The following is a 15,077-nucleotide window of genomic DNA, read 5'->3' on the forward strand; positions in this document are numbered from 1 at the left end:
AGGCAGGCCAAGTGAGCGAACTCACCGAGTGGGTTTTAGCGGCAGGGACAGTAGTTGGAGGCCTGGGAACAGCAGGCGGCCTCGTCTATGCCGCGAGGCAAATACAAGCTGCAAGGGAGGAGCAACGAACGAGTGAGCGATGGAAACGCACGGAGTTCGCTCGTGCCTTGATCGATCGGCTCTCGACCGATGAGGAGCTTGCATTCTGCACTAGAGCTTTAGATTGGGGCGTAGGGCCTCTGATCATACCTGCAAGATATCGCCCCTTGTTCCCGGTGGGCACTGCAACATTCGAACACAATGTGGTATTGATGGCTGCCGCTTTGAAGGCTGATCTTGATGTTGTTTGGCGACAACCTGAAGCGCTTACTTATCGGTACTGCTTTGATAGTTTCTTCGCGTATCTAGATGCGATTCGCTATCACGTCGCCGTCGGCAACGTTGATCTGAGTCAGCTTGTGGGACTGCAATACTATTTGGATTTGGTCCGAGTCCCTCGATACTCAGCGAAAGAGGAGGATAACACTTTTGGACCTTTCCTAGATCGCTACTTTCCAGGCCTCAAAAAATTTATCTGGACTACGTTGCCAGCCGAAGGCAAGGGAAGAAGAGGCCAGTGCACTGGTTCGGCCGCATAGGCAAGCGGTGGCTGTCGCACCGAAAACGCCTCTCGATTCGTGCTTGCAGGAGCGGTCGATGCGGGCAGAATCGATCGCTGGGGCGCCCTCACCAGCGCCGGCCGCAGCCTCACGGTCCCTTCGACGGCGGTCGCGGCGGCCGCTAGGTGGCGCAGCCTTGCCCGGGCCGTCGCGACGGATCTAGTTGATGTGACGCCAGTCAATTCTCGTTGTGCGACGGGCCGCCGGCAGGCGTTGGCCAGGCCGGGTGTCCTGCCTTTCGTGCAGGCTACGAGCGAATACTAGTCGCGTCGCCGGCGATGGACATACACCGCGCGAGGCTTCGAAGCATCGTCCTGGAGTGCAGCCCCGACGCGGCGTTTTCGTTCAGCCAGCTGGAGGCACGAACTCGGCCTGGGCGCGTCCTGCGGGCCCCGAGACCAAGAGCGCGGCGGAGCCCGAGGAACATAAGAAAGTTGGTGGGGCCCTGAAGGTTCGGTTGACTTCGTTGGCGAGGATTCTGAGACGATAGCCGAGATCTTGAAGGGTGCGGGCGCGACGGCGGTTCGGAGCCGAGCCATGCTAGCAACCGCTCTTCCAGGCGCAGCCGCGTGGCCCGTCAGCGGTCAGGATACGGTCGGCACGAGCACAGTCCAGAGGCACGAGCGTGAGACTTGGCGCAGAGGTAAGCGACTGTTTTAGTTTGACGGATCGAATCCCAATCCTTTCCTGGCGCAATCGCTCTTGTGAAATTCAAAGCAAATTAGCGAATCAAGGGCTTACCCGCTCGCGTACAGATGGTGGTCAATGCCGCGGCCATGTCGCGTCCGTGGAAGCTTCCCAAACCTGGCATCTATCAGCTTCGGAAAGCCGTTCTGGAGGAACTGCTAACCTCCTTGGCAAGCGCGAGGAGAAGGAACGACCCCGGGAGCGGCGTCGCTCACCGCGGAGCAAAAGGCGGCGTTGATCAAGGGTTCGAGCGAACTCTTGCGCGACGTGCTCGGAAAGCCGCTCGATTCCACTTTCGTGGTGATTGAGGAGGTCGACACCGACAATTGGGGCTGGGGCGGCCTGCCCGCGCTGGAATCCGGCGCCGTCGCGAGGTTGCCCCAGGATAATCCGCCTGGGCTCCGCACCAGATGAGCCGTCTGCCGGTCGACACAGAGGAAGCGATCATGAAAGGTCAACCCGGAGGAGGTCTATCCAACGGGTAAGATCTTGAATTCGCCTTCGACGGAACCTTGATCACCCGCATCATCAGCCGCGTCGGTGCTTCCGCCGTCTGGGGAAAAGAAGACTTCGCGCAGTCCGGTGTCCGCCAAGCGTGGCCTGCCATGCCGTAAACGCCGGCGATTGTCATGTTTCGGAGCCGAGCCATGCCAAAGCTCCCCAGCCGCCCTCCAGACGGAGCCCGCCGCCATCAGGCAGCGTCTCTCAAGATACGGTCGACACGAGCACATCCCAGTGGTACAAGCGGCAGAATAGGCGCAGAGATAAGCGGCTGATTTTGCTGACTTTTTTGGATAGGGTTCCAATCCTTTCCTGGGCACCATCAACTTCTTGATGTGCAGCAATTCGAGAAGTTATGCTCTTTCAGAGTGTTGCGCTGGCCCCGACTGTGTAACAATGGGGTGTAACATTGCTGTTCAGGGTTGTTCGGCCGATGCGCTGGGACGGGTCTTGCTTTCCTTCATTCGTGCGGCGCATTCCAGCGGACGTCCGCGCCAAGGCTGCGGGCATCGAGCTGGCTATTCCGCTCGGTGATGATTTCGTTTTTGTGACGCCTAGCGAGAGCGCTCAGGCCGTTCGATTTTCCCTCCGCACCCACAGAGCCCAGCGAAGCGAAGTCGCGCATGGAGTCGCCGCGGCCTATCTAGAGGGTGTTTGGCAGGCCGTCCGCAATGACGCTCCCGTGCATCCGACCCACCGCCAGGCAACGGCCTTGGCAGGCGAACTCCATCGCGTCTGGACGGACAGCGAGAGCCGCGCCCGGAGTGTCGCCATAGTTCATGCGCCGGGTGTCGGCTGGCTGGACGCCGGACACTGAGAGTCACGAGGAGCAGGAAGCTCACTGGGCGGCCGTAACGGAGATGTGGAGAGGGTCGGCCAAAAAAATAGAGAAGCTGCTCGGGCCCATCGTGGACCGCGTCTTACTGACCAAGGCATCCGCGGCGTGGACAGCGAATCGCGCGCTCTCTTGATCACCGGCTTTGGATGGCGCTGAGGGACGCGTTCGCAAGCCGGCACCGCAACGCTGGCCGCGACTATTCGTCCGACCCCAAGGCGGGCCTCTGGCGCCCGTGGAAGCGACCATGGACACCTGCCAAGCGCTTGATGCAACGTGGGCTCGATCCGGAGCGGGCATGGCAGTCGGCCTTCAACGGCCGTGGCCTGGTGGAATGCCGGGGCCAGCCACATGAACGACGCTTATCGCGCCGCCTTTTTCGTGCACCTCGGTCTGCCGTTCCTCATTGGACTGCACCGCCATCTCAATCGGGCTTGACTAACCGCGGTTTACGGGTCCGTACGTAGGGTGGTGTGGGAGGGGGAAGCCGCGAGGCTTCCTCCTACCCGATCGCTTGGTTATGAGTGACAGCACGGGATCATTCATTTTAACGTCATTGCGGGACGCCGGGTTCTTGCGTCGCATCTGTTATCATTCGGCAAGATATGAGGCCGGTGCTGTTAATCCTATCTGTCTATTGAAGGCTTTGGCGTCGTGTTCGTCCGGGTGGGTAGTATCGGATACTCGATCTTAGGTAGCCGCCCGGTAAGCGAATTCAGGAACGCGACAATGTCGTTTTCTTCCCCATCGCTAAGCTTGGCGCCGAGCTGGATTTCACTCATCAAGGCAACAGCTTGCTTCAGGCTCCAAACCTGGCCCGAATGGAAGTAAGGGGCTCGCAAAGCAACGTTCCGCAACGGCGCAGCGCGGAAGACATATTCGTCGCCGACCGCCTTGGTGACCGCGAATCGGCCCTTATCGGCTTGCGGAAGCAGGGTTGCGTCCGGCTTCTTCATCACGCCGAACTGGAAGTAGGCCTGTCCACCGACATTGATTCCATTGTGGCAAGAGGAGCATCCCTTCTCCATAAACAGCGCCAACCCTGACTTCTGCTGATCATCGAGAGCATGTGTATTGCCCTCCAAATACTGATCGAACGGGGCCGCAGGTGTGATGAGAGTGGCTTCAAAAGCCTCGATTGCCTTCGCAAAGTTTTCAAAGCTGACCGGTCTCGCCTCGTTCGGGAAAGCATTTTTGAACAAGACGACATAACTGGCCATTGAGTTCAAGGTGTCGAGCACATGATCCGGAGTCGCATTCATTTCGGCACTCGCCTGCACAGGGCCAGTTGCTTGCGCCTTGAGGTCCGCGGCGCGTCCGTCCCAGAATTGCGCCGAATTGAACACCGCGTTGTAGACGGTTGGGGCCCGACGTAGGCCGACCTTCCAGCCGTGACCGACTGAGGTCGGACCGGCATCGACTCCGCCGCTGCCGAGATTGTGGCACGTATTGCAGCTAATGATCTCGCTTGCCGATAGCCGCGGATCGAAGAACAGAATTTTGCCAAGCTCGACCTTTTCATGCGTGACTGGATTGTCCTTTACCGCAGGAATGATTGAGGGGATCGGATGGAAGATCTGCCTGGCGGTTCTCATCAGATCATCGTCCGCGCTAGCTCCTGACGACATCAACAGGCCAATCGCCAAAACAGATGCTTCAGCCACAAGCCGAAGCTCCCGGATCGATTTGTTCATACACCCGCCTCATCAGTTCTGATTGATACGAAGGAAACAGTCGAAAGCGATGCCACACTCTGTTCCCTCAACGGGCCGGCGCAGCATGCACCGGATCCTGTGAAGCGAGGCTGCATCAAATGTTCGATTTCGAGGTGCTCGCTGCCGGCGTTCGCCCAAGAGGCTTTAAGCCGTTATTTGATTCGCGAATTCGCTTTGAGCTTAGATCACGACCTTGGTAGATCAGACTAGCGCCTCAACCTTCGGAATGATGGCCGATCTGACAACAATAAGCGTGCCGAAAAAGGATAATCTGTCCGGTGGCCGCATCGGTTCTCCATTGAGCGATTGGGTGGCCAATACGCTCCAGCGAAGTCTATCCGTGTTGCACCGCTGGTCGCGCTCAGCGCTCACGGTGTCGCTGGACAATAGCAACCCCCATGCCAGTCTTGCATCTGACATGCAAGCTGCTGATTTAGGTACAAAACGAGTCCGGGCTGCCGAACAACGTCGGATGTCTTGCTTTGATGAATACATACAGTGTCACAGATGCGACAAGCGCCAGTCCCGGCTAGACATCATCGCTCAGGAAGATTTGTGATGAGATCCGATTGCCAGGCTTGCCGGCCACACGTGGCACGGCGGTACAAAGATCTACGCTGGCCTACGGCGAGACACTGAGCCGAGGCGCCCGGCGGTGCGCATCGCTCACGATTTCGCCTCGCCCTGCCGACTGAAGGTGAAGGCTCGCCGACTCAGTTCGAGTCGGCTCTTTGCGCGCCGCCTCCGAAATCGCGCTCGTTTGTAACAGACGAGCCCCGAAGCCTGAACATGGCTTGCCTTGAATCCCACCTGGGGTTCGCTGGCAGAGCAATTGCCCATCTCAAATCTGTTACCTAGACTAGAGTTTGACGGTACGACCGTCCGATTTACTCGGATATTCCCATTCGACACCAGCTGAAGTGCCGGCCTGACACCTGATCGGGCCGCGTGTGGGTTGGGATAAGATAACCATTCGACCCACTCACGGCCGAGTGGCAGCTTTTGAAATCCTGCGCGCTGGTCGCAAGAATCGCTGAACTTCTGCAGAAGCAATGGTCACTTCGTGCTCTTGCGTTGAAAGACTTCCGTACAAGAGGACATGTTGGTAGGAGATCTTTACATCATGTCCGCAGATGGCCAGGTCGTGAGATCTCATCCGCGTCTTACTGAGGGAAGGACGTGATTGACCAGTTGTCCATGGCTGGTTCAAGTTAGATATGGCGTCGGTGATGGCTGCGATTGACGATCGATTGAATGAGATCCGACACGTGCGGAATGACATTTGGCGCTGTCGAAGAAGGCTTAAAAGCGAGCTGAGTGATCTCGAGCGTAAGGTTCTCGAAGATCGCCTGCTTGAGCGGCAATCTGCCTTTGAACGGCTCCTAGCGACCACGTTTCCTTTTACATTGACACTGTCAAGCAAAATTCGGGAGCCGCAGGTCATTGGCGCGCAAAATGGCGTCGGCTCATAGAACGCATGCGCCTGCGTCAGAAACGTAGGCTCCGTCGCCGCGGACCGCCGCGCCATCATGACCGCCGCCGAGCTGAAATGCGTCGGTCCTCAGCCTTTTCACCGATGTGCTGGCCCGCGGCGCACGGTGAGCGCCGATAATGAAACCGTTCGGGCCGGCCATCCAGGACCACGGCTGGGGGACACCGATTGCGCCGTTTCTGCGAAACCGCGGTCACCATGAGTAGCTTTCATCCGACAGAGCGATCGAAGAAGCTTGAATCGGCCGTAGCGTCAGGTTGTACAGAGCAGGCGAACGATACTCCAGACTAGGTGTAGCCGAATGAGAAGAGCCGCTATCGCTTTTGCATTATGTTCCGCTCTCGAGCTGCTCGGGCTAAGCGCGAGCGCGGTTGCGGACACAAGGCGGTACGCGTGCACGATCACTGCCGCCGATCGAGAGCCGGTCGGAGTTCGGAACGAGCGGGTCATTCTCACGGTTCAATATGGCTGCCGGATCGCGGATGGTCTCTCGCGTGACGCGGGGATTACAGCAGTGTCGGTCAGCGAGTGGGCTGCTGATAAAGGAACGTACCTAGCGTCCCTGGAATTTCACCGCGCGCTGGAGGGAGTTGCAATTGGGCAACTCTCCGAGGCGACCGGCTTCTCTAGCATGGAAGGGGAGCAAGGCATTGCGGTCGCAACTTCCGGCACGACGGTATTCAAGTTCGCATCTGGCTCATTAGCAGCCCTTTCAGGGAAGACCCTTAAATTCACCACCAAACTTACTGGCCTACGTAGCTTCGAATTGGAGTTCATAGATTGGCCAGAATCTCTTTTTTGGAAGTGACTCGTGTCTTACGCTTTATTTCCGCAAGCGCAGAAATATCCAAAGGAGTGAAGAGGGCGACGGACATTCTGCAGCAGATCGCACTGGAGGGGACTCCGCGCGGAGCTCGATCGGATGTTGCCGCTGGTGCTGCGGGTGATCCGTCAAGAGCCTGGGCGCGCATCTTCCACGGCGACACTCATGTGGAAGATAAGGTTCTCAGCGTGTTCGAGCCGCCGGCCCGAGATCATCCGTAAGGACAAGCCGGCAAGCCCAATGAGTTCGGCAAAATGATCAAGCTGCAAGATTGTCGACTAACTCTATGTCCGGCGGCGCAATGGCGATCTGTTGATCACGGCCATCGCACCTACCAGGGGGCGTGCCGCGGCTGGTGGCGACTGACGCCGGATTCTACTCTGCCAGAACGAGGCCGCTGCGAGAGCATTGGGGGGTATGCATCCCCAATCGACCGAGCAAAAGCCCTGAGCGCAAGCGCGAACAGAAGAAGCGCTGGTTCCGCGATGCCAAGAATGGCGCACGCGATGGACGCATCAGCGTGGTTAAGCGGCGAAACGGCTTCAATCGATGCTGGTAGAAGGATGACGCCGGAATGCAGCGCTGGCTCGCCCTCGGTGTAATCTCAACCTCCGCAACATCGGCCGGACGATGAGCAGCCGAGCCGCTCCGTAGATCTCGGACCCATCATGCTCGCTTCAGGCCCCCGCCGTCCAGCCGGCGGGTTTGTTTTGCCCCATGCCGTTGGCCCTAAGGCTGGAAAGCATCAATGTCGCGCCGGGAAGTAGATAAAAGTAGGCTATCCACGGGCCCTATTTGCCGAACGGAGAATATGCGAAGCTTCATTGACGGAGGATGAACGCTCAACGCGAATTTGAGGGCAGCCCGCGCTGATCGAGCCGCTCTAGTGGTGTCCGTCTGTAGTGGGAGCAGCGCCTCGCGCTCATCATCAGACAGGCCTCGTTGTCGCTGCACTCGGTGCCGCGTGCCGGCGTCGGCTCACCGCGTCACGCTCCCGCAAGCGGCGTTAGAAAAAAGTCGACGGGCGAGCGATCCAAGCGCCGAATTGCGTCGGGGCGTGCCTTCCCGAGATGCTGAAGCGAGCTGCAACTGGGCTGCCGAATGACGCAGAACGACGACCTCTTTACCCCGAATGAGCAAGGGCCAGGAGCTTGCGCCTTTAAGGCTATCGCGGGTTGAGAATCGATCAGCCCCAATGCTCTCCACGAGATCGGGTGTCGCCACTTAGAGCGCGTCTCCACGAGAGATCAACTGGAATGACGAGCGAAGCGAAAGATCGCCTGTAAGTGAAACAACGCCTTCTGCTGACAACTGAGTTCTCTTAGTCATCCAGAAGAGGTGCTGCAACGCTCAACATCACTTGCTCAGTATCGATCGCAAACACCATGGGCGCATCTACGTGCGCTGAACTCTCTCGAGCCGATCGTGTTTGCGATCGATCGCTCGATGGGGCGCCAAGCAAAGCTGCGCACCGGAGTGACGCCGGCGCGCGGGAAGACTCTACCTATCTCGCTGGCGGAGAGCGCAAGTGATTGTTTTGTTTCAGACAGAGCGTTAGCGGGCACGCCTGTCGGTGCCACGTAGGGTCGGGTTTATAACATCCGCATCGTGCCAGCTATCTAGCTCTACAGACGTGGGTTTTTCGTGTTCAACCAGCGCTGGCACACTCGTTGCAAACCCCTGCGCAACAGGCGGCTGTTAGCCCTTTGCATCGACATGCAGAGGGGCAGGCCGCCCCTGATGGCACGCGAGCGAGTAAAGAAGCCGATATGACCAAGGCTGGAGGGCAGGCATGACATCACCGAGACGCGTCTTGGTCAGCGATTCCGTCGACAAATCAACAGCGTCACACATGGCGCTCGCAAGCGCTTAGCGGAGATGAGCTGCAACATTCTGATCGATCGCTGCGGCATGATCCAGAACCCCGCGGAGTTGCGTCCGGTAGGACCGGCCAGCGAGATTGCACGCTTTACACCTCAACGCCGGATCGGAAATCCGTCGGTCTACCGGAAAAGCGCCGCTTCTTCATTTGAGACGACAATCGAAAGGAAATTTGTATGAGCCGAGCAACTACCGAGAGCGTCGCAGAGATCAAGGCGCGCAACAAGCAGCTAATCGATGAGGTGTTGAAGGTCTACCCAGAGAAGACCGCCAAAAGGCGCGCCAAGCATCTGAGTGTTCACGAGGCGGGGAAGTCCGATTGTGGCGTCAAGTCGAATATCAAGTCCATTCCGGGCGTAATGACCATCCGCGGCTGCGCCTACGCGGGCTCCAAGGGCGTGGTCTGGGGGCCGATCAAGGACATGATCCACATTAGCCACGGTCCGGTCGGCTGTGGTCAGTACTCATGGGGCTCGCGGCGCAACTACTACGTCGGCACGACCGGCATCGACACGTTCGTGACACTGCAGTTCACTTCCGATTTCCAGGAAAAGGATATCGTGTTCGGCGGAGATAAAAAGGTCACCAAACTCATCGACGAGCTACAGGAGCTGTTTCCTCTCAACAGGGGCATTACCATTCAGTCCGAATGTCCGATTGGTTTGATCGGTGACGATATCGAGGCAGTCTCCAGAGAAAAGTCAAAGGAATATGGCGGCAAAACCATCGTGCCTGTGCGGTGCGAGGGTTTTCGTGGCGTGTCACAATCGCTCGGCCATCACATCGCGAACGACGCCATTCGAGATTGGATCTTCGACAAGAGCGCCCCAGAAGCCAGCTCTAAATTTCAGCCGACCGCATATGACGTCGCCATCATCGGTGACTACAACATCGGCGGCGACGCCTGGTCGTCACGGATCCTGCTCGAAGAAATGGGCCTGCGCGTCATCGCCCAGTGGTCCGGGGATGGATCTCTCGCTGAATTGGAGGCGACGCCGAAAGCGAAGCTCAACATATTGCATTGCTATCGCTCGATGAACTACATCTCACGGCACATGGAGGAAAAATTCGGGATTCCCTGGTGCGAGTACAACTTCTTCGGGCCTTCCAAAATCGCGGAGTCGCTGCGCAAAATTGCAAGCTTCTTCGATGATAAGATCAAGGAGGGCGCCGAGCGCGTCATCGCGAAATATCAGCCGCTGGTCGATGCGGTGACCGCGAAGTACCGGCCGCGGCTCGATGGCAAGACTGTAATGCTGTTCGTGGGCGGCCTACGTCCTCGCCACGTCATCGGCGCGTATGAGGACCTCGGCATGGATGTTGTCGGCACAGGCTATGAGTTCGGTCACAACGACGACTATCAGCGCACCGCCCAGCACTACGTCAAGGACGGCACGCTGATCTACGACGATGTCACCGGCTACGAATTCGAGCGCTTCGTCGAAAAGATCCGGCCCGACCTCGTCGGCTCCGGTATCAAGGAAAAATACGTCTTCCAAAAGATGGGCGTGCCGTTCCGCCAAATGCATTCCTGGGACTACTCGGGTCCTTACCACGGTTATGACGGCTTCGCGATCTTCGCCCGAGACATGGACATGGCAATCAACTCCCCGATCTGGGGGAAGACCACCGCACCTTGGAAGGACGCTCCGCGGCCGAGCCTCATGGCGGCGGAATAGGAAAGCCGACGCTCGGGCCCTTTCTTCCGCAGAGGAGGGAAGGGCAGGAGAACGAACACAAGAACCTGAAGAGTGCCATGATGACACAGAACGCCGAACACATCCTCGACCACTCTGAGCTTTTCCGGGGAGACGAATACCAGCAGATGCTGGCCAATAAGAAGGCGCTATTTGAGAATCCGCACGATCCCGCCGAAGTCGACCGTATCGGAGAGTGGTCCAAGACGCCCGAATACCGCGAGAAGAACTTCGCCCGCGAGGCGCTAACCGTCAATCCGGCGAAGGCTTGCCAGCCGCTAGGTGCGGTTTTCGCCGCGCTCGGGTTCGAGCGCACACTGCCGTTCGTCCACGGCTCCCAGGGTTGCGTCGCGTATTATCGCAGCCATTTGTCGCGGCACTTCAAGGAGCCGACTTCGTGCGTCTCCTCGTCTATGACGGAAGACGCGGCTGTGTTCGGGGGGCTCAACAACCTGACCGACGGGCTTGCCAACAGCTACAACATGTACAAGCCGAAGATGATCGCGGTCGCCACGACCTGCATGGCGGAAGTCATTGGCGACGACCTCAACGCCTTCATCAAAACATCAAAGGAAAAAGGTTCAGTCCCCGCGGACTACGACGTACCATTCGCTCACACTCCTGCATTCGTCGGTAGTCACATTACGGGCTACGACAACGCGCTCAAGGGCATCCTCGAGCATTTCTGGGATGGCAAAGCCGGCACGGCGCCTAAACTCCAGCGCAAGGCGAACAACTGGATCAACTTCATCGGTGGCTTCGACGGCTACACTGTCGGAAACATCCGTGAGATAAAGCGCATCTTCGAGCTGATGGGGATCGGCTACACGATCCTCGCGGATAACAGTGATGTGTTCGATACCCCCACCGACGGCGAGTTCCGCATGTATGATGGCGGCACGACACTAAAGGATGCCGCGAACGCAGTCCATGCGAAGGCAACCATTTCCATGCAGCAATATTGTACGGAGAAGACGTTGCCCTTCATCAAGGGGCACGACCAGGAGGTCGTCTCCTTCAATCACCCTCTGGGTGTCAGCGCCACGGACGATTTCCTGATGACGCTGTCGCGTATCACCAACAAGGCAATTCCCAATGCGCTGGAGCGGGAGCGCGGGCGTCTGGTAGACGCAATGGCTGACTCTAGCGCGCATGTTCACGGCAAGAAGTTCGCGATCTACGGCGATCCCGACCTCTGCTATGGCCTTGCCGCATTCTTGCTGGAGCTTGGCGCTGAGCCGACGCACGTGCTTTCGACCAACGGAAGTAAGGGCTGGGAGCAGAAGATGCAGGCGCTGTTCGCGAGCTCGCCGTTCGGTAGAAACTGCCGCGCCTTCCCGGGCAAGGATCTCTGGCACATGCGTTCGCTCCTGTTCACAGAACCAGTCGATTTCCTGATCGGTAACACCTACGGCAAGTATCTCGAGCGTGACACTGGAACGCCGCTAATCCGCATCGGGTTTCCCATCTTCGATCGCCATCATCACCATCGTTATCCAGTGTGGGGCTATCAGGGTAGCATGAATGTGCTGGTCAAGATTCTCGACAAGATCTTTGATGAGATCGATAGAAAAACCAGCTCGGTTGGCAAGACAGACTACAGCTTCGACATCATACGTTGAGGCGAGCGCCCCGCCTCATCGTCCGCAGGAACAGCGGCGCTGTGGCGGGGATCCCGGGTTTTCCGCCGGGCCATCCTCTTGGTCTGTGCGAATGTCTTGACATCCCCGAAAGAGACACCATGACTTCGCTTCCCACGACCATACAGGACGTCTTTAACGAACCGGGCTGCGCCAGGAATGCGAGCAAGTCGAACGTCGAGCGCAAGAATGGATGCACCAAGCAGCTGAAGCCGGGCGGCGTCGCCGGTGGGTGTGCCTTCGATGGCGCCAAAGTCGCACTGCAGCCCTTCACCGACGTCGCCCATCTTGTGCATGGTCCAATCGCCTGTGAGGGCAATTCTTGGGACAATCGCGGTTCCGCCTCCTCCGGCTCCGATCTGTGGCGCAGAAGCTTCACCACGGACATGAGCGAGACCGACATCGTGTTCGGCGGCGAGAAGCGGCTGTACAGGGCAGTCAAGGAGATCACAGAGAAATACGACCCGCAGGCCATCTTCGTCTACCAGACATGCGTGCCCGCAATGATCGGTGACGACATCGATGCGGTCTGCAAGGCAGCGTCCGCCAAACTTGGCAAACCGGTCATTCCCATCAATGCACCGGGATTTGTGGGGTCGAAGAACCTTGGCAACAAGCTCGCAGGCGAAGCACTGCTGGAGCACGTCATTGGTACCAGAGAGCCCGATTACACCACTGCTTATGACATCAACATCATCGGCGAATACAACCTGTCCGGCGAGCTCTGGCAGGTCAAGCCGCTGCTCGATGAGCTCGGAATCCGGATCCTGTCGTGCATCTCGGGGGACGGCAAGTATCGCGAGGTGGCTTATTCGCACCGAGCCAAAGCCGCGATGATGGTCTGCTCAAAGGCAATGATCAACGTCGCACGCAAGATGAGGCAGCGCTACGGCATCCCGTTTTTTGAAGGCTCATTCTACGGTATTGAGGATTCCAGCGATTCACTACGCCAGATCGCGCGCATGCTGATCGAACGCGGCGCGCCGGCCGAGCTGATGGAACGCACGCAAGCCCTGATCGCACGCGAAGAGACCAAAGCCTGGGCTGCGATTGAACGTTTCAAGCCACGCTTTGCCGCAAAGAGGGTTGTTCTCATCACCGGTGGCGTGAAATCCTGGTCGATGGTGTCCGCTTTGCAAGAGGCCGGGCTCGAGATCGTCGGCACGTCCGTGAAGAAATCGACCAAGAAGGACAAGGAACGTATCAAGGAGTTAATGGGCCAGCACGCCCACATGATCGAGGACATGTCACCTCGCGAGATCTACAAGATGCTAAAGGACGCAAAAGCCGACATCATGCTCTCGGGCGGCAAGTCGCAATTCGTCGCACTAAAGGCGGCGATGCCGTGGCTCGATATCAACCAGGAGCGCTGCCACGCCTATATGGGCTATATCGGCATTGTCAAACTCATGGAGGAGATCGAGAAAGCGCTCTACAATCCGATATGGGATCAGCTCCGCCAAGCCGCGCCATGGGATGAGTTCGACCGAATGCGTCAGGCAAGGACGTTTGCGCAGATGTATGCGCAAGCCGCTGATCCAGTTCGAGACGCGAGCAAGAACGGCGTCAATACGATAAGTCTCTCCAATGAAAATGAGGCCAGCGGTGGCAAGAGCGCGATTGCGGCGCATGGCCTGAACCTCGCCAAGCCATGCACCAATTCCACCGCACGGTGCGTTGCTTGTAAGGACATTCGTTCCGATTTGCAGCCCCCTGCGCTGCAGGCGGCGGAGTAGGGGAACGGCATGGCGATCGTCACTACCTCGAAGAAAGCCTGTTCGGTCAATCCGCTCAAAATGAGCCAGCCGATCGGCGGCTCATTTGCCTTCCTGGGACTGCGCGGCGCGATGCCGCTTTTGCACGGTCCGCAAGGTTGCACCTCCTTCGGGCTAACGCTGTTCGTGCGCCATTTCAATGAAGGCGTGCCGATGCAGACGACGGCCATGAGCGAGGTTGCCACCGTGCTCGGTGGCCACGAGAATCTCGAACAGGCGATCCTCAACATCTACAATCGGCTCGAGCCTGAGATCATTGGTATCAATTCGACTGGCGTCACCGAGACCAACGGCGATGACGTCGAAGCCTTCATCCGGTTGATCCGACAGAAGCATCCGAAGCTCGAAAAGCTCCCCCTCGTCTACGTCTCGACCCCGGATTTCAAGGATGCCTTTCAGGATGGCTGGGGCAAGACAGTGGCGCGGATGATCGAGATGCTTGTGGCTCCCGTCGACACGGCGAGACCGCGCGATATCTCCCGCGTCAACGTGCTACCTGGATGCCACCTCACGCCCGGCGATCTCGACGAGCTGCGCACGATTTTTGAGGATTTTGGGCTCAAGCCCTCGTTCCTGCCGGACGTCGCCGGTTCGCTGGACGGTCACATCCCCGACGAATTCACGCCCACCACGATCGGGGGCATTGGAGTGGACGAGATTGCGACCATGGGGCAGGCGGCCTGGACGATCGCGATCGGCGCGCAGATGCGCCGTGCGGCCGAGGCCATGCAGGTGCGGACAGGCGCGCCGTTCCGCCTGTTCGAGCGGCTCTGTGGCCTTATCCCAAATGACGAATTCATCGCCTTTCTGAGCCAGATCAGCGGCCGGTCGGTGCCCTGGAAATATCGCCGGCAGCGTGGACAGCTGGCAGACGCCATGCTGGATGCACATTTCCATATCGGCGGCCGCAAGCTCGCGATCGGCGCCGAGCCGGACTTATTATTCGATCTCTCCAGCTTGCTCCACGAGATGGGCGCACAGGTAAGTGCTGCGGTGACGACGACGAACTCACCGGTGCTCCAGCGGGTCAGGACCGAGGACGTCCTGATCGGCGATCTGGAGGACCTTGAAGAGCTTGCCAGGTCGCGTGACTGCGACCTCTTGATGTCGCATTCACATGGTCGCCAGGCCGCTTCGCGACTCAATGTCCCGTTCTTCCGGGTAGGCTTTCCGATGTTCGATCGCCTTGGCGCTGCGCACCTCACGATGGTTGGCTATCGCGGCACGCGCGATCTGATCTTTGACATCGCCAATCTGATCATCACCGACCGCGAAGCGAACCATGGGCCGACGCCCGACACCTGGCGATCAAGCTGCGGCGGCCCACAGGTCCGTCCACCCCAGTTGCATTGAGCAGGGAGAGAAAACAACC

The 15,077-nt window shown here is 58.4% G+C and carries 9 protein-coding genes and 1 pseudogene; 8 read left to right on the plus strand and 2 right to left on the minus strand.

Features of this window, described 5'->3' with window-relative positions:
• The first annotated feature begins 11 nt into the window (after positions 1-11).
• Both IVB42_RS35725 and IVB42_RS35730 read left to right on the plus strand, forming a co-directional pair.
• Complete coding sequence (locus tag IVB42_RS35725) at positions 12-638, plus strand: hypothetical protein (protein ID WP_247471943.1); 627 nt, start codon at positions 12-14, stop codon at positions 636-638.
• An 891-nt stretch (positions 639-1,529) separates the two neighbouring features.
• Positions 1,530-1,760: pseudogene (locus IVB42_RS35730) on the plus strand (4-oxalocrotonate tautomerase family protein); the annotation flags it as partial.
• Between the two features lie 547 nt (positions 1,761-2,307).
• Here the strand turns inward: IVB42_RS35730 and IVB42_RS35735 are convergent.
• On the minus strand, positions 2,308-2,472 hold the full coding sequence (locus IVB42_RS35735; protein WP_247408877.1) for a hypothetical protein: 165 nt from the start codon (positions 2,470-2,472) through the stop codon (positions 2,308-2,310).
• An 836-nt stretch (positions 2,473-3,308) separates the two neighbouring features.
• The gene (locus IVB42_RS35740; protein ID WP_018457668.1) at positions 3,309-4,376 is read right to left on the minus strand and encodes a cytochrome-c peroxidase; all 1,068 of its coding nucleotides are present in this window, start codon (positions 4,374-4,376) and stop codon (positions 3,309-3,311) included.
• A 247-nt stretch (positions 4,377-4,623) separates the two neighbouring features.
• On the opposite strand from IVB42_RS35740, the gene IVB42_RS35745 reads away from it, so the two are divergent.
• The 6 genes from IVB42_RS35745 (at position 4,624) to nifN (ending at position 15,058) form a co-directional block, all read left to right on the plus strand.
• On the plus strand, positions 4,624-4,956 hold the full coding sequence (locus IVB42_RS35745; RefSeq protein ID WP_247372000.1) for a hypothetical protein: 333 nt from the start codon (positions 4,624-4,626) through the stop codon (positions 4,954-4,956).
• 1,447 nt (positions 4,957-6,403) lie between these two features.
• On the plus strand, positions 6,404-6,697 hold the full coding sequence (locus IVB42_RS35750; protein ID WP_247299071.1) for a hypothetical protein: 294 nt from the start codon (positions 6,404-6,406) through the stop codon (positions 6,695-6,697).
• A 2,072-nt stretch (positions 6,698-8,769) separates the two neighbouring features.
• Positions 8,770-10,272 carry a nitrogenase molybdenum-iron protein alpha chain gene (nifD, locus tag IVB42_RS35755; RefSeq protein ID WP_018457672.1) on the plus strand — a complete coding sequence of 501 codons (1,503 nt, stop codon included), beginning with the start codon at positions 8,770-8,772 and terminating at the stop codon, positions 10,270-10,272.
• A gap of 80 nt (positions 10,273-10,352) precedes the next feature.
• Positions 10,353-11,912, plus strand: a complete 1,560-nt coding sequence (nifK, locus tag IVB42_RS35760; RefSeq protein WP_247299153.1) for a nitrogenase molybdenum-iron protein subunit beta — start codon at positions 10,353-10,355, stop codon at positions 11,910-11,912.
• A 119-nt stretch (positions 11,913-12,031) separates the two neighbouring features.
• Positions 12,032-13,666 (plus strand): nitrogenase iron-molybdenum cofactor biosynthesis protein NifE, encoded by a 1,635-nt coding sequence (nifE, locus tag IVB42_RS35765; protein ID WP_247299151.1) that lies wholly within the window; start codon positions 12,032-12,034, stop codon positions 13,664-13,666.
• Positions 13,667-13,675: 9 nt separating this feature from the next.
• A complete protein-coding gene (nifN, locus tag IVB42_RS35770; protein ID WP_247471945.1) occupies positions 13,676-15,058 on the plus strand; it encodes a nitrogenase iron-molybdenum cofactor biosynthesis protein NifN in 1,383 nt (460 codons plus the stop codon).
• Positions 15,059-15,077 lie beyond the last annotated feature (19 nt).

Origin of the sequence: Bradyrhizobium sp. 45 (assembly GCF_023073155.1) — a bacterium.
Taxonomy (GTDB): domain Bacteria; phylum Pseudomonadota; class Alphaproteobacteria; order Rhizobiales; family Xanthobacteraceae; genus Bradyrhizobium; species Bradyrhizobium canariense_D.